This window comes from Gluconobacter sp. P1C6_b (assembly GCF_018811945.1).
GTDB lineage: Bacteria > Pseudomonadota > Alphaproteobacteria > Acetobacterales > Acetobacteraceae > Gluconobacter.
Genome location: NZ_JACRVU010000009.1, coordinates 100,120 through 117,431, shown reverse-complemented (window position 1 = coordinate 117,431; position 17,312 = coordinate 100,120). Strand labels below are relative to the sequence as shown.

Here is a 17,312-nt window from a genome sequence, read left to right as displayed (position 1 = left end):
CGTAGCGTTCATGCATGTCACGCCAGGGACAGCCGGTCCGCAGAACATGCAGCATGCCATTGAGAAACAGGCGGTTGTCTCCGGCTGGACGGGCCCAACGTCCACGCTCAGAAGGCAGAAGCGGGCCAATCACCGCCCATTCATGATCCGTCAGATCGCCTCGTGCCATGCCTGTTCTCTCTGCTCCTGACCCCACAGACAGGAAGTGAATCAGATCTCAGGCAGATCGTATAGATCTTTTGTCAACTCAACCTAGATAGGATCAAAGCCATTCTGGCGATTACCAAGGCGATTTGAGAAAGAGAAAATAGATTTTTGCCTACAATCTGGGCATGGACACTTTCTGCGACAAAACGGTCGATTGTTCCCAGACGTACCCATACATCTCTCTAAAACCCAGACTTTAACGTGGGTTTCAACATGGGTCAGATCGACGCTCCAACCACTAAGTAATTGATTTTTATGAGAAAAATGAGGGGACCTGGTGGAGAGAGTTGGATTCGAACCAACGTAGGCGTACGCCAGCGGATTTACAGTCCGCGATTTTACCCGCAGAAAACTACCATTTCTTTTATTATCAATGACTTATTGTCGGCATGCAGTGGCATGAATCGGTTAGAATTGGCACAATCCGGTCTTCGATTGGCACAAAATGGCACAAGGAATGGCACAGATAGAGGGAGTTTCCATCCCCGCCCTGCACGCTTGACACCCTATACCGAGTTGTGCCAGCGTTGACGCATCGTCTCCGACCTTGTGGGGCCGTGCCTCTACGCTGCGGGCTTGTGCCGCGTTTCTTTAATCTGCCTTTTCCGTCAACGGGAGAGGTGTATCGAGAAACGATGTGACACATGACAGACGCCCCCATCCTCATTGATGAGAAGCAAGCCGCTGACCGCCTCGGGTTGAGCGCTGATTACCTGTATCGCCTGCGCATTAACGGGCCCCGCCGCCGGTCATCCAAGGACACGCCCCTCCCCCCCGGACCGGCGTTCTTGCGCATCGGACGCCGCGTCGTCTATCGCCCTGCCGACCTAGAAAAATGGCTTGACGATATGGCCGCAGCGTCCGGGTGTGCCCGCGCCTCCTGCCGCCGTGGCCGCCCGACGAAAGCCGAGCAAGCCGCCCGCTTGCGTGCGGCCGCCTGACGCAATCACTACAGAGAAAAAACGCAAACGAACCAAGGGGAACGAGCATGACAGGTATGGAGAAACTCCGGAAAAGGGCAGGCGACCTTGCCGATTTCGATTGTGACGGAATGAATTTCACAATCGTCAATGACCCCGTGTGGTGCAGCGGCAGGGGTGAGATTCACGCATGGGAGTTTTTGGTTACGGACAGTCGAGGCAGACAGTTTAACGTCATTGCCGACCCGCGATACGCCACAATGAAATCTATCGCGAGGAAGGCCAAAACGGCAGGCCGAATGAGGTTTTGATTATCTGGCATGGGCCGGGACTACCAAGTGCGGCCCAATGTTGGCCCGCAGGGTCAGGCTAGGGCTAATCGCCCTGGCTGACCATGCAACCCCGGAAATCATGGAAAAAGCAGCGGAACAGTTCAGGAACGTTGAAATCCGCCATCCTGAAACTGTTCAATATAGAAAAGCCCGCCCCCGATAGCCTTTTGCAGAGGCAGTGACCGGGAAACGGGCTTGGTTCGCAACGACACGCGATGAGTTAAGTTACCCCGCCTCTGGCCCGGTTTTCAACACTCATCGCAGACGGTGGGTGTTTTTTTATGACTGGCGACAGGCGGCAATTCTGGGAAGACGTGGAGGACCGGGAACGGCTCCGTCTGCCCATGCCCGACGCCGAGGCAGTCGCGGGCCGGGACGAGGTATTGCAGCAGGACGTTGGGCTTGCCTCAAAGATTCTTCAGGCTACGGAACTCGACTTGTTCGGAAATCCGGCAAGCCTGCATGATATCGCATCCGTTACGATGTGCCCTTCAAAAATCCCGGCGGCGGCATTGCTCAGGCGCTCCCGGTTGTTCCAGACCGTCAGGAACACGGACGCAACGTTTTGGCGCAAGGAATTCAAAACGTACACGACCGAGCGCCGAACAGAGCGCCGAAATCACCAGCACATCATGCTCAGGCTGACAGCGGTGGGACACCGGACACACCCATCGGGCGTGCATGATGTTTATGATTTGCGAGAGGATGGCAGGCGCGTCTACAGCGCCATGGCGGCGGCACTGTACGACGCAGAGCACAGAATCAGAATCCTGCGTGGTATTATCCTTCCGTTGTATATCGGCACTCATGACGTATTTGCGGACAGCGGCTGGACTGTAAAAAGACATTATCACGTCGGCATTGATATCAACCGGGCCGGGCTTTCGGTTGAAGACTGGCAGTTCGTCCGGGAGCGGCTGGAACGCCACTTCATCGACCGTGGCTTCACTATCTACGTCCCCGAACTCGACCAGTACGACGACGAAGACGCCGAATGGGCGGCGTGGTACGCAGCAGGAAAAACGAAGGCGGAAGACGGCGAGCCGGACGAACTCGACCCCGATGCGCTGGCGGAATATCATCGTCAGACAGTCGGGAGTGATTTCTACAATCCACGCGGGGATTTCCGCCGGTTTCGCGCTGACCTGAGCCGCAGCGGCCAGAGGTCAAAATTTGTCGGGCACGGCGTCGAACTGGTCGCCAAAGGCACCAGAGGCCCACGGACTGGTGACTATCAGCCTCATGCCCGCGCACTCGTGAATCACCGTTCGGATGGTTTCGAGGTACGAACAAATGTCGTTATTGCGCACCCTGACGGCGTGAACCTGAATCCCGACGCTCTGGCGTCATGTGACCTGTCAGAAGATGTCAGGCGGGCGCGGTATCTTGCCGATGATGGCCTTGCGGTGGTCCTGCGCCGCCAGAATGAGGACACGCGGCAGGCACTGGCTGAATGGCTGGCTGGCCTCGGCACGTCTACACCGTCTTATGGTATCTCCGTAAACCTTCCTGTCATCCATCCCTCTGCCGTCATTCACCTGATGGAGACTAACACCCAGAGGGTCGCCGAAGCCCTGAACACAGCCATGGGATACCTGCCCGGAGTCACCAGAGTAATCAGAGACCGCCCCATGACGGCCACAGCTGTCAGACTGGTCATGAAGGAGGTCATCGAGAGCGCAAGACGGACCCACAGGTTCCTGTCATCTGTCCGCCGCATCCGTGGTCTGGACACACCACAGGACGGCGACAATGGCGGACTACCACCGGAAGTGGTGGCCGACTGGCAAGCACAGGCCGCCCGGCTACTGGCCGACACGCTGAATCCGCCCGCACCCGCCCAGGCCACCCGGTCCGCACGTCTGACCCTGACGCCAAGGCCCCCGAAGTCCGCGCCGGAGCCAGCCCCGCAGGCCTACCCGGTGGACGAAGAGGCCGCGTGGAGACAGGCAATCGAAGACCAGAAAGCGGAATATGCGTCCCGGATTGCCGTTCAGGAGACCTGAGAAAGCAGCAGCAACCAGTTAAACGAGCGGGATGCGGGTGTTTGTAAGAATCTCACCCGCATCTTGCGCGAAATGCGATTTCCGCGCGTATGAAGCGTCATTTTCTTCTGCTACCATTTCATTGAGGCCCTTTAGCTCCTGTATAATTATTTTTATTTCGGCAACTTTCTCTCTTGCGTTGATGATGTAGCGAGTGTCATCAGGCGTTCTTAGTTTCATAAGAGCAGCCTCATCGTGGCAAAGGGCCGCTAGCCGCTGCTCCAGCCGGGCCATCACACGAAGCTCACTGCCTTCGTTGAGGAATAGTTGCTGAGGGTCAAGATGATAAACCAGAGCGGCTATATCGTAGCTGCTTAACAAGCGTATATCACCTTTAGCATCTGAATCTGCCCGCAAGTTTTTTAGAAGACGAATTGACGATTTAATGCCCCCATTTGATTGGTCATCAACGGATTTTACTTCGCGCATATATCGAAATGGATAATTCGTCACGGTCTTGTGCTCATTTAGAACGTAAATGCTGACCCCTTTATCGCTTTCATCTTTGGACCTCTGGTACTCTACGCCATGGTACCAGTGAGCCGGGACGACATCTACTTTAACCGAAAAGCTAGGACCTGATAAGCCAATCGACTTATTTGATTTTGTATTTACGCTACTTTCTCCGTAGCATTCAACGAGGTGACGCTCGGCATCAGCCCGAAGCTCTAAAAGCCAGTCCGCAGGTTCGACGCCTTCGAGTTCAGCTGGCCAACTTCCATACTTTCCGGCTTTTGCGCTCTCACCTTTTGGTGAGTATGTTCGATAATCGGTTCGCAAGCACAATAGGTCTACGTCGCTGATGCCTTCTATATGTAGGTTCATTGGCACCGACCCTTGAAGCTCGAATTCTGCTTTTAACCGACTCCTGAGCTTCCCTTGGAGATATCGCTTTACTCGGTCGGCCTCGGCCAGCGCAGCATCTGTAAATCGTTTTTCAACCTCCTGCATTGCCCCCAATGCAAAGCTGGTCGCAGATTTGTTTCCAGCTCTTACTTGATAACTTTCGGTAGCAAGGCTGTCACGAGTTGACACCGAATCTGCGTAAACCCTGCTATCCATTGCCATGTGTTTGGAAAGCAATCTGGCGCCACCTGTGCCACCGGTTCGACGCGCTTGGAGGCTGTGTAGTTTATTGGCATAGTTGGTACTCATTGGAATAACCTCTTCACTACCATCCCCCCCGAACTCGCGCGTTCTTTTGTGAAGTAATGTCCGCTTGCATTCAGAATATCTTTGTCGAAAAGCAATTCACAACAGCCAATATGATAATATATTTCGCCACTTCCGGGCTTAGGTGTATTTTCGTAAATATACTGTAAGCGCAATTGTCCGGACGGGAGCAGGAACATCGATGCGGCGCTACTAAACGAATTGCTGTTACCTGCCTCCAGTGCGATGGATATTTTTTCGTAATCCTGAGTTATTGTAATAATTCCAGACCAATCCTCATTTTTTTCGCTTAAGGCAGAGCCTTTTACTTCCCATCGTCCATTGAGATTTGCCATCTTTAGGATTCCCGGAACCCTTTTCCACTTCCAGGCAAAATTTCTGAAAATCCAGCTAACTATTGAGTAAATAAGAGCAGCTGTAATTAATGTTGCGGCGCGCTGGATATTTTGGCTAATCTTCGGGAAAATCGGGTCGAGAAAAAGCTCCAAGAGACCGAGTACTGTAAATATCGTCACGGTCAACGCGGTCACTGGTATACCAAGCCGGTAGCCCACATCCGTGCGGCTAGTATTTATTATCGCGTATTCATGTGCTTGCATGAGTGCTCCTGTATGCCGTGAGCTACCTGTAACAGAAAAACATAGAAAGGGAGAGACCTTGGTTCCCTCTAAGTCTCCCAGCCACATAGGTATGGACCAAATGTGGATAACTCATAGAACCAATCAATTTGCAAGATTCAATAATAAAATTCATGAATGTCAAAATAAATATCAGTACTAATTTGATGTAATCGTACCAATTTCTATAGAATTTGGTATAATGATATCAAGTCAGAGGGAAATTGTCGTCTGGCGTATCGTTTTCTGTACCGTAACTTCAGGGGGCAATATGGCTATTTACGGATACGTTCGCGGCATGGCGGGCGCAGGCGCATGGAAACTTCATCAGGAGATGAGCCGCGAGGGTTGTGACATCATCACCTTTGTTTCGGACGACGACGTACCCACCGACATTGAGAGCGAGCCGCATCTGGCAAACATGGTCAGCCAGATGGAACCGGGGGATATCCTTGTCATCCCGGACATCCATCACGTCGCGTGTGATTTCGATGAATGCGCCGGTGATGAAGCCCGGCAGGCCGTTGGCTTGCGTGGCGCTTCCCTTCGCGTTCTCCAGGAGGTCGCCTGATGACCGTTTACGGATACGCCCGCGTTTCGACGCCCCGGCAAAATATTGCGCCGCAGGTGAAAGCCCTGCGTGCAGCAGGAATCCCGAAAGACAGGATTTTTCAGGATAAATCGACCGGTCGCATTGTGGACCGGCCCGGCCTGAATGCGCTCCTGTCCGCAATCCAGCCGGGCGACACGGTGACGTGCTGGAAAGTCGACCGTCTGGGTCGGTCGTTCCTTGAATGTGCCCAGATTGCCGCGAGGCTTCGGGCTGACTACGACGCGCACATCACGACGATAACCGGCGGCGTGGACACTCGGACAACCGAAGGCCGGTTCCTGTTCTCGGCACTTCTCGCCGTGGCGGAACTGGAAACTGAACTCAGGGCCGAGCGGCAGGCGGCAGGGCTGGAAGACGCACGCGAGAAGCGCAAGCAGACCGGGCGTCAGGGCGTCGGTGGTGGTCGCCGACCAACACTGACCAGCCGCCAGCGTGAGCACGCGCGCCAGATGAAAGTCGAGGGCAAATCCATCACGGAAATCCAGCGGCTTTTTAACGTCAGCCGGGGTGTTGCTCAGAGAGCAGCGGCGGGCCGGGAGGCAGTGCTGGATGATTTCGATTTCAAAAAGCCGGAAGACCGGGAGCGCCTGCGGAGGGCGAATGAAATGATGGCGGCGCTGGAATCCCGGCAGGCAGCCTGACGCAATCACACGGAACAAATCATAAACACAGGAGGCCACCAATGGCTACGGTCTACGGAACATGCAAACTCGACAACGGAAACATCATTCAAGTTGTATCAACATCGTCATCCGGTGGCGGCCGGTGGAGAAGGCCGCAAACCATCCGGGTTGTCGAAACGACAGACGGAAAATTCGTCACGGCAAGGGGGAGGAACATCATTGAGATTCACGAGGAGTATTACGAAGACCTGAACTCAAGGGGCGAGGAAACAAGGAGGTTCAAGCGGGCTGTCAGGGACGCGGTCGAACTGATGAAAAAAATAGTGGAGGCCCGCAGAGGAGAAAAGCCAGTAGAAAAGGTGGTTGAACAGAAAAGGCAGGTGAAGCCAAACCTTGATGCACGTATCGGGCGCGTCCGGCTTATTAAAGGAGAGGTTCCGGCGGATTGGTTCGCAAGGGATGTTTTGGCCGCAAGGCACTATGTCGTGTGGTCAGAACGTGTTTACTTTGCGCCGGTTGTCCGTAAGTACGCGGCCGATGAGGGGCGGGTCCGGGTGATTGTGAATCTAATTAGAGCGCACGACGAACTGATGAAAAAACTTGGCCTTGACGATGCCGAGTTCCTTGCGGCCCTGAATCATGCCATTCGCCCTATCGGCTTGGACGAACTTATGTCCTTGAGCGCGGACCCAGAGCCGACACCAGAGCAGGTGGAAATCCGGCGCTATCTGGATAGTCAGGAGCGCGCCTTGGACGATATTGCCCTGTTTTATTACCAGTGCAGCCAGACAGCCGGAAAAGAGCAGACAGTTTTTTAGGTAGAAAAAGTTTGAATAATTAATTCATAGATGCGGGGCGAAGGCTGGCTTTTGTACTAGGCCTTCGCCCGGCAGCTATACTACCCATTTAGAGGTCAGAATATCACGGTTTACGCCATTTGTCGGGCGAGCCGTTCTCAGTATGCCGCACGCGCTCTACGTGGACAGTGCCACCATTCGAATGACCTTGTGCCCATTCGATTGCTTCTCCTTGTGAGGACGTGACCACACTAGCTCTCTCGGAATTGGGGCGGCGTACAGCAAAATCGCCCTCAGGGCGGCGTTCAACAAACAAGTCATCTTTGTTCGACATAACCATCACCTATAAATCAATATGTTGTGCCTGAACACGCAGGCAGGCCCAACATATTGATGTAAATCCGAGTCCTGCAACAAAAATATTAACATGGCATTAACTGGTGATTCTAAGATGCCCGCCGACGGCGTTACCCCCGCATCCAGCGTCCGCAGCACATCTGCCAGCATTTCCGCCCCTCCCGCCGGGGGACGGCAGAAAATGAAAGCAGTAACTGAAGCAAGTGTTTGCTCCCCTGAGATAATCCCATATCGTTCTAGTGCATCATTACGATTGGACAATCGAGACCATGGGTGAAGCCAAACGCACGCAGATGGGCAAGAAGGCGTTTCTTGCTCTGCCCGAAAACCAGCGCTGCGTTTATTGTGGCAGTGCGGAGTCTTTGACAGTAGACCACTTCCCGCCACGGGATTTTTTCCTAAAACGACAGTTCCCAGAAGGCTATATGTATCCTGCTTGCTCTGCATGTAATGCGGGCAAGAGCTCTGATGAGCAGGCCCTTGGCTTTCTGGTTAGTATGCTCGATTGGGAAGTTGATGGCGAAAATTCAGAATTCCGAAGACATTTACGGGCGGCACGAAACAATCATCCGCAGCTTCTTCATGAACTGGAGGCGCTTTCTCCCACCCGCTCAAAACGCTTTCTGAGGCAGGCGCTAGGCGGCTCAGATGCAGTCTGGGCCAATGGTATGAATGGGTGGCAGGCTGTCGAATTCGGTCCAGAAGCCATGAGGCTGCTTAACAAAATGTGCGTCTGGTTCGGACAGACGCTCTACTTTAAGCACAATCACCAAGTGTTCAGCGGTGAGGTGTTCGCGAATAGGCTCCCTCATGCTGCCATTAGAGAAGAAAAATTTCATGGAATAATTTCTAGGTTGAGCGGTATACCTGAAATAAAGCAGACAGGCCATAATATTTCTAATCAGTTTTTTTATAGATACTATGCCGTAGATGGCGGGTTTTATGGAATTCTACAGTTCAATAAGCCGCAGATATTTTTCGTCATATGTGCAATGACGAATGAGCACATTCCAAAAAATCTATCTTTAGATAATGGCTGGTTTCGGTCTGGCCCTGTTGGCCCGCAGTGAAACTGCAAAGATTGACCGCGTTACCCCCGCATACGCACATATCCCCAGCGGCTTCCTTGGCTCGACCCTGAAGCCGCCCTTCCGCCGCTGGGGATATGCTCCGCTTCGCTACGGCCCTTGCGGGCTGGAATGCAGGGATAACGCTACCGCCTGAGCCTACGACAGCAGGTCAGCCAGTTCGTCCAGTTCCACAGGAAAATCACCATCTTCCGGCGGCAGGTCTTCCCCAGCTTCTTCCCGCGCTACTGCATCCAGAGCCCGCAGCACGTCCGCAATCAGGTCGCGGGCTGTCCGCTCGACCGCTGTCCTGACGGACTTGGGTGTCTTCATTTCGACCTGACCGCCGCCTGATATCGTGAGCAGAGCGGGGAGGACTTCAGGGTCATCACCCGGCCAGCCTTTGCCGACGCTGACAGCGCAATCACCGGAATCGCGGTGGAACAGAACACCGATGGCGTGCGGCCTGCACATCACATCGTCAGCCCAGATTTCGAGATATAGCACTCCGGACCCGGCAGGAATCCGCCATTCATGCCGGGTCCGCCCCGTCCCCCGCACCCTGCCCACGGCCTCACGGTCGAATGTGCGGGATGCAGATGCCATCCGGGCTGCCTTCTGGACGGCCTCGACCATCCCCGGCATGGCGCACGGATACAGCAGCGGCAGCGGGCCATTTTTCAGTGAATCAAGCATACGATTTCCCCCCAGCCGCCGGGATGCTCAACAATCATGAATTGTGACGGGTCCGCCATGGCTCGCAGAAGTTGGCGCGCCCTCGCCACCATGCTCGGCCTGTCTAATGCTCCCGCCCGCCATGTGGCTTCCGTGCTTGCAGCCGACAGTCCGCCGCCCGGCTTGATGGCAATCTGGTCAGCAACAAGGCCGATGTCACCCGCCCCGGTGTCGTGAAACAGGCGCGGCGCAATCCAGCTTTCGCCGGTTGAAGCGCGGCACTGGACGAGCAGGAGCGCGGCCTTCTCAGAGGAAAACTCAAACCACACGTCTCCCGGCTGCTCTGCATAGAAATCACCGGGAGCGACAGACTCAATCCGAGCCAGAGCGTCCGACCCGACCAGAATGCGCCGGGCGGTCAGGGGCACATAGGGCGCGAGGACGTAACTTCCAGTCGCCGCATCGAACAGATTTCGCGGTCTCCGAATACGTGATGAAAGAGGCCGCCCGCGTGCAGGCTTCATTTCGTATTTTTGGGTCATGACGCCCCCTTTTTCCTTGGTTTTCCCAAGGGAATTGTACCCTCGCAGGCCGGTCATCCGTATGGGAAATCATCATTTTATCGGGGAGTGATACCGTCATCATCACGGTATCAAGCCGGTATCGGCTCGCCCTGTCGCCTTGGTCTAAATCGACCAGGACGCAGGTCTCGCGAGGGCACCATCAGGACGGCAAACCGCCCCGCGTGGCACAGGTCAGGACGCGGGCTTTTCGGTTGTCGGCGCGATATCCCCGCCAGCCTGCCCGGACATGCTGCCCCCGGCGTCAGGGGGCTTCGCCTCTTTCCCGGCTTTCTGGCTTGCCTTGGCAGCGGACTGGCCGACGCCGCCGGTAGTTTTGGATACGACCCCGCCGACGAAATGGGACGGGCCATCAGTCCGCAGACTGTCCAACGTCCAGCCGAGCATTTTAGCCGCCAGTTCGGGTGTCGTCGTCATCAAGCGCAGGCTTGCAGTCGTGATTTTCCACACCATCCACGCTTCAATGACCAGCATCACGACCGCACCAATCGGCCCGGCTCCACTATCCGCAGTTCCCGATAGAGCAGCGACAGAAAACGTCCGGGACACCAGCCAGACACCGGCGTTCATGACAGACAGCGACAGGACGAGACCGAAAATAGTGAGCGGAATCCGCAAAAACAGGGACAGTAGCAGCAGATAACCGGAGCGCTGTTCCTGATTCACGAACTCGCCGCCGTCCATCCTGATGTGTTGAAAGCCCCAAACCGGCAGCACCACAAACGCTTCCGCGACGGTAATCAGAATCCCGATTGCGGCGAACGTGAACTCAATGAATGGCATCATCGGAATCAGATAAGCGTGCTCAATGCCGACCAGAAGCAGCATTCCGACGATAATCCCGAGCCATGACAGCGGCCCCGATGCGACCGCAGACGCCAGAGCCGCAGCACCAGCAGGGCCACCCAGCATCGTGCCCGCAGCCGCGCCCCCAAGGACAACGAGGGAAATCAGGTTCAGCAAATCGTTCCCGAAATTCGTGAGTTGCTGGATGGGCGACCCGTTCGCCGGGTTGATGCCGACGAGATATTTGTCACCAAGACTGAAAACTTTGGAAAACAGCCATTTCTGGACACCGTGCAGGCTTGCCGTGCTGCCCTGAGTGCTGCCAGCCAGAGCGGCATTCCTCAGGTCCGCAGTGTCGTCCGTGGCGTTCCACTGGACCGTCAACGGCTGAAGAACGGCTTCACCGGCCCTGACGTAATCCCCGGCGTATCCCCAAGTTTTCAGGTCAATGTGACCGCTTTTGTCAGTGTCGGCCATCGGCGGGAGGCTGACTTGCGGGATATCAGACGCCAGCATGGACGCCGCAGACTGAAGCCGGGCCGAGGCCATATAAAACATGCCTGCCGTAAGCCATCCGTATTTGTTCGTATCATTCAGGAATGAGGCGACAGCACTGTCAGACCCACCCTGAACGTCCACGAGAACCTGAGCCGCCGCCGTGAACTCCGTATCCAGAGCGGACTTCGCGTCACTGATTGATTTCGTGAACGCTGCCCCGGAAACCTGTGGAATCCCTGCTTTGATGTCGCCCTGATGATTTACCGGGTTCGTCCGGTAATCAAGGAAATCCGCCACGCCCGTGCTGATGGCGTCGCGGGCTTCTTCAATTGCCGCAAGCCGCGCCTTGTCGAACTGCGTTGCTTTGTCGTCACCGCCGGAGCCAATGGCAAACGTCCCGGAAATCTGCCCACAGACACCGTAATTCCATGTGACAATATGGCGATTTGTTTGAGACGATGAGGTCAGGTTTCCGCCAGTAAAGCGGGCGCTGATTGCGTTATACAGATTGCCAAGGCTGACGGAGATATTCTCACCAGTCGTGCCGCCGACCGTCGCACTCGGCATCGACGCAGGCAGGTTGAACAGTGGCCCCGCCAGACTGTTGTTTGCAAGCAGTGACTGACGGCACAACTCCGCTTCCGTGAAATCACGCACCAGAGCGCCAGTCGCAGGCAGGGGCGGCGCGTTCAGGGTAGGTGTTACAAGCCCGGTTGCGTATGAAGTCCAGACGAGATTTCCCAGACTTCCGCCATACAGGGCGACATACACAACAAGGATTTGCGCCAGACACACGCCTTTTGCAGTCGGGGCGAGCATGCCGAAACCGAAGCACAGGCGCAGGGGTGCCCAGACCGTATGCCATTTCTGTCCCAGAATAACGCCTTCATGAGCGGTCGCCACGGTCCCGGAAATCGCGTGCCATGAAAGCGCGCCGACAGCCACGGCAGCGAGTACGGCAAGGAAAGACCCCGAGGCAGCAAACAGACCCTGAGCGGCTTGCGACGTGCCGGACGACGAGAGAGGACCGACGCCCGGAAACAGGAGTTCCAGACTTTGCCGCCACCAGTCCGATGCGCAGGGCACGGCAAGGGTTTGCGTAATTACAGAACCCGACGCGCTGCATGTCGCCTCGTCTGCCGTTATTGTGGTTGCATGAGCAAGCGCCGGGAAGACGAGCAGGAGCGCAGCAAGGAAGAGGATTTTCTTCATGACCTGTCACTCCTGAATCTCGGCAGCAAATCGGTGCGCCAGTAGTCCCGGAATGACGACAGGGTGCGGGTCCGGAACTGGTAGTTTGCAAGCCCACATTTCAGAGCCTGCGACGTGCATGCGAGCGCACAGGACGCACACAGCAGAGCGGCACTATAAATATGCTCCGTAAGCGCAAAAGTGAGAGTGCCGACCGCGAGCGGCAAAGACGGCAAAAAAGCCAGCCAGAAGCACGCCGCTGTCACACGCACCCGGCGGTCAATTTCCACACCGCTGACACGGTAGAAATCAGCGACAGCCCGGAACCGTTCCGCTGGGTCCGTGATGGTGCTGGAAATGGGCGCTTTCTTGCCGTCGCCACGCCAGAGCGTCCGCAGCCGGAAAACAGGACCTGTCACTTGCCTTTTTAGTGCACCCAGTGACGCTGAAATATCGTCCGCGCCGGTAAGAAATCCGAGATTGAATCGCATGTCGTCACTCCCTTTCAGCCCACAACTTCAACAGGTGGGAAGGCAGGCTCAGGCGCACGGAAGGCCGCAGAAATCCGCTTGCCTTCGAGCGTGGAAATAATGGCGTCTTGGTCACTGGCGCGGGTCACATACGAGAGCAGGAAATCCACCAGAGCGGTCCGCGCGTCCGGGCTGCCGTTTTCTTCACAAAACGCGACAACGCCCCGGCCCAGAGCACACAGGGCCTGAGCCTCGATTTTCCGTTTTTCGGCAGTCTCCCTGCGGGCCATCGCACGCTTGATTTTCTGGACCGCCAGCCGCTCCCGCCTGATGCGTTCCTGCGCTCTTTTGAGTTCGTTTTCGAGTGAATTTGTGTCAGTCATTTTGACCCCCTGAAATGTTGCATTTTCAGGGTCAATGGTAGGCTAACTACCTGAAAGAAATCACGATTTTCGGAAGAAATCTTTCACAGTATGTGACCGCATGTGCTATAAGAAGGTCATCTATTCCATGCCCTGACGGCATGGATATGCTCGTATATACACTCACTGCGTGAGCGTTACTCGTAAGAGGTCTGCAATGTCCCAATATCGCCTTCGCAATCCCGCCATCGTCGCTGAATTCCGTGAGCCCATGCGCGTTAAAGTGCTGAAAGTGCTCTCATGGCTCCCGGCGGCGTTCGTTCTGATGGGGCTTTGCGCTGGCGTTGCATCAGGCACGGCGCTCATTGGTGCTCTGGCCCTTCCGATGGGCGTTTATGGCGGCACTGCCATTCTGAGCTATCAAGTCCGGCGCGGGCACATTGTGCAGGGCTAATGGTGATGACCCATGGAAGCCGTTTTTGCATCAGCAACGCAGGAGGTTGACGACAGGCGGATTGCTCTGAATTTCGGTATCGCGTCGGTCGGTGCGGTGTTGAAATGCGCGGCATATAATCTATGCGGGCGGATACCCGACCGGCTGACAGACCAGACGTTTGATTTCACGCGCAAACGGGCCGAGCATTATGACCATTTTTCTCTATTTCCTGAGCACGTCACACCCACCGAAAACCTGACCGACCCGGCGCAATTTTGGCGTGAAGCCGAGGCCATGGAGCGGCAGGCAAATGGGCAGGTTGCAAGGCAGGTTCTCTTTGGCATTCCACGCGGTCTGCCGGTTCAATATCACCGCAAATATATTGCCCACGTTTTCAAGCCGCTGATTGATACCGGAATGGCGGTTCACTTCGACTGTCACAACGCCATTTCACGAGATGGCGGCGAGAACAGGCATGTCCACGCTTTGCTGACTATGCGCCGGATGAATCCGGACGGTACGTTTGACCGGAAAAAGGCGCGGGACTGGAACGCCCTTTTCATGGCTGGCAAGGGCAGGGTTATGCGTGCCCAATTTGAAGACCGGGGCAACAAATGGCTTGAAGAAAACGGGTACAATATCCGCTTGCGCATCAGGTCAAATGAAGAACTTGACGGACCCGACGCGCTGCCACCGGAGCCGACCGTCAGCCGGGCGGATATCGAGCACACCAGACGCCATCCCGAGGCACCCGCGCCCGGCATAATTTCTCTCGATAATCACCGTGCCTTGCATCGTCAGGCACGAGAATCACAGAGAGCCGTTGACGGGCTGTCTGCCGAGATTGTGCGCCTTGAAGCGCTCATTGCAGAGGAGGCCCGCCAGCGGCTCCCAGAGAGAGGAGCGCACACGATGGCGAGAAAGAAAACTGGATGGATGGCAGGCGCGGACGGATACGCAGCATTGCCCGACCACCTGAAAGCATCGGCCCGAAGGTCTTACGACCGCTGGAAAGCCCGGCAGGTCGAAGAAGGCAAGAAGGCCGGGGACATTTTCAGCCTTCATGATTACATTGATTACGTCCAAGGCCGCAGACGAGATGACAGGGGATGGAGGTTTGAGCGTCCTGACGACGAGGCAAACGCCATTCGCTGGGCACCGGAGCCGACGCCGGAAATCGCTGACAGTGACGCCCCGCCTGCACCTGATGCACCGCAGGACGACCCGGACGACATGCCGGAAAGTGACGGCTGGGACAGGGAGAGCCGGTTCCGTGCCCGTCTTCTCGCAGGCCACTATAAGATTTCTGAATCGTCACTGACGCCTGAACAGGTCGCGGCCATTTCGAAAATCCGTATCGACCGCAACCGTGGCGTGGCGACGATAGAACTGCATACGGGCGACGTTTTTGAGGATTTCGGGGACCGGATTGTCAGCCCCCGCGACCCATCCCCGGAGACGGCGGCACAGTTGGCGCAGGCCGCTGTCCTTCATGGCTGGTCGAATGTTCAGTTGACCGGAACCCCGGCTTACCGCGATGAAGTGGCTATTGCCCTGAGTCTTCTGGAACCGCCCGTTTCTCATGACTGGAAACTGTCGCGTGAGGCCCAGAAGCGGCTTGACGCTGCACTTGCCGAGCGTCTGGCGACATTCGAGAATACGAACGCCATCAGGCCCATTGAAGCCCCGGTGAATGAGATAGTGCCGGAAATCAAGGCCCCGGTCGAGGAAATCACGGAACCAGAAGTCCCGGACAGTCCGTCTAGGGCTGTCGCCCTGGACGAACCGGAAGACCCGAGGCCCGCGGACACAGATGATGGTTATGAGCCGGACGCAGACCCTGATTTCCTGAAGCGCCATGCAGAAGATGTCGCGGCGGATGAAGTGCTCATGAGGCATGAGCAGGCAGAGGAAATCACAACGGAAGACCTATTGAGACTTGCGCCAGATTCACCGCCGCCGACCTTCCGCGTTCCGGCTGTAGTCCTGAAAACGGGCGATGCGGTGTCAGTAGAGTGGTTGCAGGCGAACCGTGATGCGTTTGCAGGGCGGTCCGAGGCTGAAATCATGGCGCGGTTCCCGTCTTTTGTCGGCGAGCAGGTGAACCCAGCGGCCTATGCTGACGACCCGTCCGGCGGTGAGGACTTTGACCACGCCGTGCAGATGGCGAAAGGCGCTTGGGATGCCTGCGGTGCGGCAGTCAGCATCGCGTGGATATCAGAAAACGGGCCGCTCGATAGTCTGCCAGACGTAGCACCCCGCACCGTCTTCATCACGGACCCAGCCGACCCGTCGCAGGACCTCGACGCCGCCGATATGCGGACCCGCCCGGAACTGGCGAGGGTGGCCGACAGGCTGGAAAAACTGACGAATGAACAACTGGAAAAGGCGCTTTCGGGCACGTTCCCGCACTACAATCCTGATGACGGCAATCCCGGAGCGCGGGAAGAGGCCATCGCCGAATGGAAGGCCCGCAGGGCGGCACGAAAGGAAATCAGCAATGCGCAGAATCAGGAAAATCAGAACAGTCATGGGGCTCGTGTTCCCGGTCATGATGAGCCTCTCGGTGGTCCTGCCAGTGGTCCTGCATCCGGCCCAGACGGCGGCAATGCTGGCCGGAACGTGGCAGACGTTCGAGAGGGCACATCTCCCGGAAATGGCCCTGATGATGTTCGGGATAGCCGCCCTGTTCCACTTCGCCCGGCACCGGCTGAACAGTCTGGCGAGCAGGTAATCAGGCAGGCGCTTGCGGAAATCCGGGAACGCTACGCACATGAAGCCGCGCGGCTGGACGTTCCGGGCCTGCCTGCGCTTCTTGAACCCCGGCAGGCCGCTGTAGATGCCGCCATCCGGGCAGCGGAGAAGGTGGCAGCGCGGGCAGCGAAAGAGGCCAAGACCGCCAGAGGCAACGCCTCTTTCCTGTCACCCGGCACCCGGAAGGCCGCAGACGACGCCGAGAAGCGGGCGCAGGCGCTGAAAGCCGAGGCCGACCGCCTGAAAGAAAGCCGTCAGGACGCCATGATGCAGGCTCGCAAAGGTGCCGAAGCCGAGCGCAAGGAACTGGTTGCGGAATCAGAGCGTCAGGCCCGGTCGCCAGATTACCAGAAAGCAGAGCGGGCGCTCAGGGATGCAAACCTGATTGAGCTTGCGCTGGACAGCCGGGACGCGGGCACGCTTGAGGCCCTGAAAACCAGGGATTTCTCGGCAGTCCGTGCAGCAGCTCAGGACTGGCAGCGTGAGCAGCAAGCGCAGGCCGACGCGCTGGAAGTGGCACGTCTCAAGGCAGGTCCGAAGTCCAAGCAGACCCAGAAGACCGGGCTTTCTGTCGTCCCGGAGTGACCTTTTCACCTTACGAGGATTAAATCTGGTTCAGGAAGGGGGCGTTCATAAATGAACGCCCCCTTTTTTGTGTTCATGAATTCATGACCTCATTCATAAATGGACATGAAAATTCATGACGTTGTTCATAAATATAAAATGGAATCCATTCTGGTTTGTAATGTTGTCATTCGAGCTATACTTTTAGATAACTTGCCGTCTTTGCCGTGCAGGCATATCGTAT

The 17,312-nt window shown here is 56.3% G+C and carries 17 protein-coding genes; 8 read left to right on the top strand and 9 right to left on the bottom strand.

The window, feature by feature from the left end:
• The coding region (locus KP701_RS08615; RefSeq protein ID WP_215746824.1) for a transposase at window positions 1-169 on the bottom strand (169 nt) is incomplete at its 3' end.
• Window positions 170-851: 682 nt separating this feature from the next.
• Here KP701_RS08615 and KP701_RS16490 point away from each other — a divergent pair.
• Together KP701_RS16490 and KP701_RS08605 are read left to right on the top strand one after the other, a co-directional pair.
• On the top strand, window positions 852-1,148 hold the full coding sequence (locus KP701_RS16490) for an AlpA family transcriptional regulator (protein WP_256445009.1): 297 nt from the start codon (window positions 852-854) through the stop codon (window positions 1,146-1,148).
• A 592-nt stretch (window positions 1,149-1,740) separates the two neighbouring features.
• On the top strand, window positions 1,741-3,465 hold the full coding sequence (locus KP701_RS08605) for a hypothetical protein (protein WP_215746815.1): 1,725 nt from the start codon (window positions 1,741-1,743) through the stop codon (window positions 3,463-3,465).
• An 18-nt stretch (window positions 3,466-3,483) separates the two neighbouring features.
• Here KP701_RS08605 and KP701_RS08600 read toward each other — a convergent pair whose 3' ends face one another.
• Both KP701_RS08600 and KP701_RS08595 read right to left on the bottom strand, forming a co-directional pair.
• Window positions 3,484-4,659: a hypothetical protein gene (locus KP701_RS08600; RefSeq protein ID WP_215746814.1), complete on the bottom strand. Its 1,176-nt coding sequence runs from the start codon at window positions 4,657-4,659 to the stop codon at window positions 3,484-3,486.
• Window positions 4,656-5,276 (bottom strand): hypothetical protein, encoded by a 621-nt coding sequence (locus tag KP701_RS08595; RefSeq protein ID WP_215746813.1) that lies wholly within the window; start codon window positions 5,274-5,276, stop codon window positions 4,656-4,658. The genes KP701_RS08600 and KP701_RS08595 overlap by 4 nt, the downstream gene beginning before the upstream one ends.
• Window positions 5,277-5,592: 316 nt before the next feature.
• Between KP701_RS08595 and KP701_RS08590 the strand changes: the two genes are divergently transcribed.
• From KP701_RS08590 to KP701_RS08580, 3 genes are read left to right on the top strand one after another with little or no spacing between them, the layout of a single operon-like run.
• The gene (locus KP701_RS08590) at window positions 5,593-5,865 is read left to right on the top strand and encodes a hypothetical protein (protein WP_215746812.1); all 273 of its coding nucleotides are present in this window, start codon (window positions 5,593-5,595) and stop codon (window positions 5,863-5,865) included.
• On the top strand, window positions 5,865-6,548 hold the full coding sequence (locus tag KP701_RS08585) for a recombinase family protein (protein WP_215746811.1): 684 nt from the start codon (window positions 5,865-5,867) through the stop codon (window positions 6,546-6,548). The genes KP701_RS08590 and KP701_RS08585 overlap by 1 nt, the downstream gene beginning before the upstream one ends.
• Window positions 6,549-6,589: 41 nt before the next feature.
• On the top strand, window positions 6,590-7,348 hold the full coding sequence (locus tag KP701_RS08580) for a hypothetical protein (RefSeq protein WP_215746810.1): 759 nt from the start codon (window positions 6,590-6,592) through the stop codon (window positions 7,346-7,348).
• A gap of 103 nt (window positions 7,349-7,451) precedes the next feature.
• Here KP701_RS08580 and KP701_RS16560 read toward each other — a convergent pair whose 3' ends face one another.
• Window positions 7,452-7,661 carry a DUF2188 domain-containing protein gene (locus KP701_RS16560; RefSeq protein WP_215746809.1) on the bottom strand — a complete coding sequence of 70 codons (210 nt, stop codon included), beginning with the start codon at window positions 7,659-7,661 and terminating at the stop codon, window positions 7,452-7,454.
• A gap of 292 nt (window positions 7,662-7,953) precedes the next feature.
• On the opposite strand from KP701_RS16560, the gene KP701_RS08570 reads away from it, so the two are divergent.
• A complete protein-coding gene (locus KP701_RS08570) occupies window positions 7,954-8,754 on the top strand; it encodes a hypothetical protein (protein ID WP_215746808.1) in 801 nt (266 codons plus the stop codon).
• Window positions 8,755-8,910: 156 nt separating this feature from the next.
• Here KP701_RS08570 and KP701_RS08565 read toward each other — a convergent pair whose 3' ends face one another.
• The 5 genes from KP701_RS08565 to KP701_RS08545 all read right to left on the bottom strand — a co-directional run bounded on the left by KP701_RS08565 (window position 8,911) and on the right by KP701_RS08545 (window position 13,335).
• Window positions 8,911-9,447 carry a hypothetical protein gene (locus KP701_RS08565; protein WP_215746807.1) on the bottom strand — a complete coding sequence of 179 codons (537 nt, stop codon included), beginning with the start codon at window positions 9,445-9,447 and terminating at the stop codon, window positions 8,911-8,913.
• A complete protein-coding gene (locus KP701_RS08560; protein WP_215746806.1) occupies window positions 9,432-9,968 on the bottom strand; it encodes a hypothetical protein in 537 nt (178 codons plus the stop codon). The genes KP701_RS08565 and KP701_RS08560 overlap by 16 nt, the downstream gene beginning before the upstream one ends.
• 213 nt (window positions 9,969-10,181) lie before the next feature.
• Window positions 10,182-12,503, bottom strand: coding sequence for a DotA/TraY family protein (locus KP701_RS08555; RefSeq protein WP_215746805.1), 2,322 nt, complete (start codon window positions 12,501-12,503; stop codon window positions 10,182-10,184).
• Window positions 12,500-12,901, bottom strand: a complete 402-nt coding sequence (locus KP701_RS08550; RefSeq protein WP_215746804.1) for a hypothetical protein — start codon at window positions 12,899-12,901, stop codon at window positions 12,500-12,502. The genes KP701_RS08555 and KP701_RS08550 overlap by 4 nt, the downstream gene beginning before the upstream one ends.
• Before the next feature lie 86 nt (window positions 12,902-12,987).
• Window positions 12,988-13,335: a hypothetical protein gene (locus KP701_RS08545; protein ID WP_215746803.1), complete on the bottom strand. Its 348-nt coding sequence runs from the start codon at window positions 13,333-13,335 to the stop codon at window positions 12,988-12,990.
• Between the two features lie 196 nt (window positions 13,336-13,531).
• Between KP701_RS08545 and KP701_RS08540 the strand changes: the two genes are divergently transcribed.
• A complete protein-coding gene (locus tag KP701_RS08540; RefSeq protein WP_215746802.1) occupies window positions 13,532-13,768 on the top strand; it encodes a hypothetical protein in 237 nt (78 codons plus the stop codon).
• A gap of 12 nt (window positions 13,769-13,780) precedes the next feature.
• A complete protein-coding gene (locus KP701_RS08535) occupies window positions 13,781-17,089 on the top strand; it encodes a MobA/MobL family protein (RefSeq protein WP_215746801.1) in 3,309 nt (1,102 codons plus the stop codon).
• The last annotated feature ends 223 nt before the right edge of the window (window positions 17,090-17,312 follow it).

Excerpts from the sequence above, each read along its gene's own strand:
- KP701_RS08605 (WP_215746815.1), top strand. The coding sequence starts at position 1,741 with ATGACTGGCGACAGGCGGCAATTCTGGGAAGACGTGGAGGACCGGGAA.
- KP701_RS08595 (WP_215746813.1), bottom strand. The coding sequence starts at position 5,276 with ATGCAAGCACATGAATACGCGATAATAAATACTAGCCGCACGGATGTG.
- KP701_RS08570 (WP_215746808.1), top strand. The coding sequence starts at position 7,954 with ATGGGTGAAGCCAAACGCACGCAGATGGGCAAGAAGGCGTTTCTTGCT.
- KP701_RS08565 (WP_215746807.1), bottom strand. The coding sequence starts at position 9,447 with ATGCTTGATTCACTGAAAAATGGCCCGCTGCCGCTGCTGTATCCGTGC.
- KP701_RS08585 (WP_215746811.1), top strand. The coding sequence starts at position 5,865 with ATGACCGTTTACGGATACGCCCGCGTTTCGACGCCCCGGCAAAATATT.
- KP701_RS08600 (WP_215746814.1), bottom strand. The coding sequence starts at position 4,659 with ATGAGTACCAACTATGCCAATAAACTACACAGCCTCCAAGCGCGTCGA.
- KP701_RS16560 (WP_215746809.1), bottom strand. The coding sequence starts at position 7,661 with ATGTCGAACAAAGATGACTTGTTTGTTGAACGCCGCCCTGAGGGCGAT.
- KP701_RS08580 (WP_215746810.1), top strand. The coding sequence starts at position 6,590 with ATGGCTACGGTCTACGGAACATGCAAACTCGACAACGGAAACATCATT.
- KP701_RS16490 (WP_256445009.1), top strand. The coding sequence starts at position 852 with ATGACAGACGCCCCCATCCTCATTGATGAGAAGCAAGCCGCTGACCGC.
- KP701_RS08540 (WP_215746802.1), top strand. The coding sequence starts at position 13,532 with ATGTCCCAATATCGCCTTCGCAATCCCGCCATCGTCGCTGAATTCCGT.
- KP701_RS08535 (WP_215746801.1), top strand. The coding sequence starts at position 13,781 with ATGGAAGCCGTTTTTGCATCAGCAACGCAGGAGGTTGACGACAGGCGG.
- KP701_RS08545 (WP_215746803.1), bottom strand. The coding sequence starts at position 13,335 with ATGACTGACACAAATTCACTCGAAAACGAACTCAAAAGAGCGCAGGAA.
- KP701_RS08560 (WP_215746806.1), bottom strand. The coding sequence starts at position 9,968 with ATGACCCAAAAATACGAAATGAAGCCTGCACGCGGGCGGCCTCTTTCA.
- KP701_RS08590 (WP_215746812.1), top strand. The coding sequence starts at position 5,593 with ATGGCGGGCGCAGGCGCATGGAAACTTCATCAGGAGATGAGCCGCGAG.
- KP701_RS08555 (WP_215746805.1), bottom strand. The coding sequence starts at position 12,503 with ATGAAGAAAATCCTCTTCCTTGCTGCGCTCCTGCTCGTCTTCCCGGCG.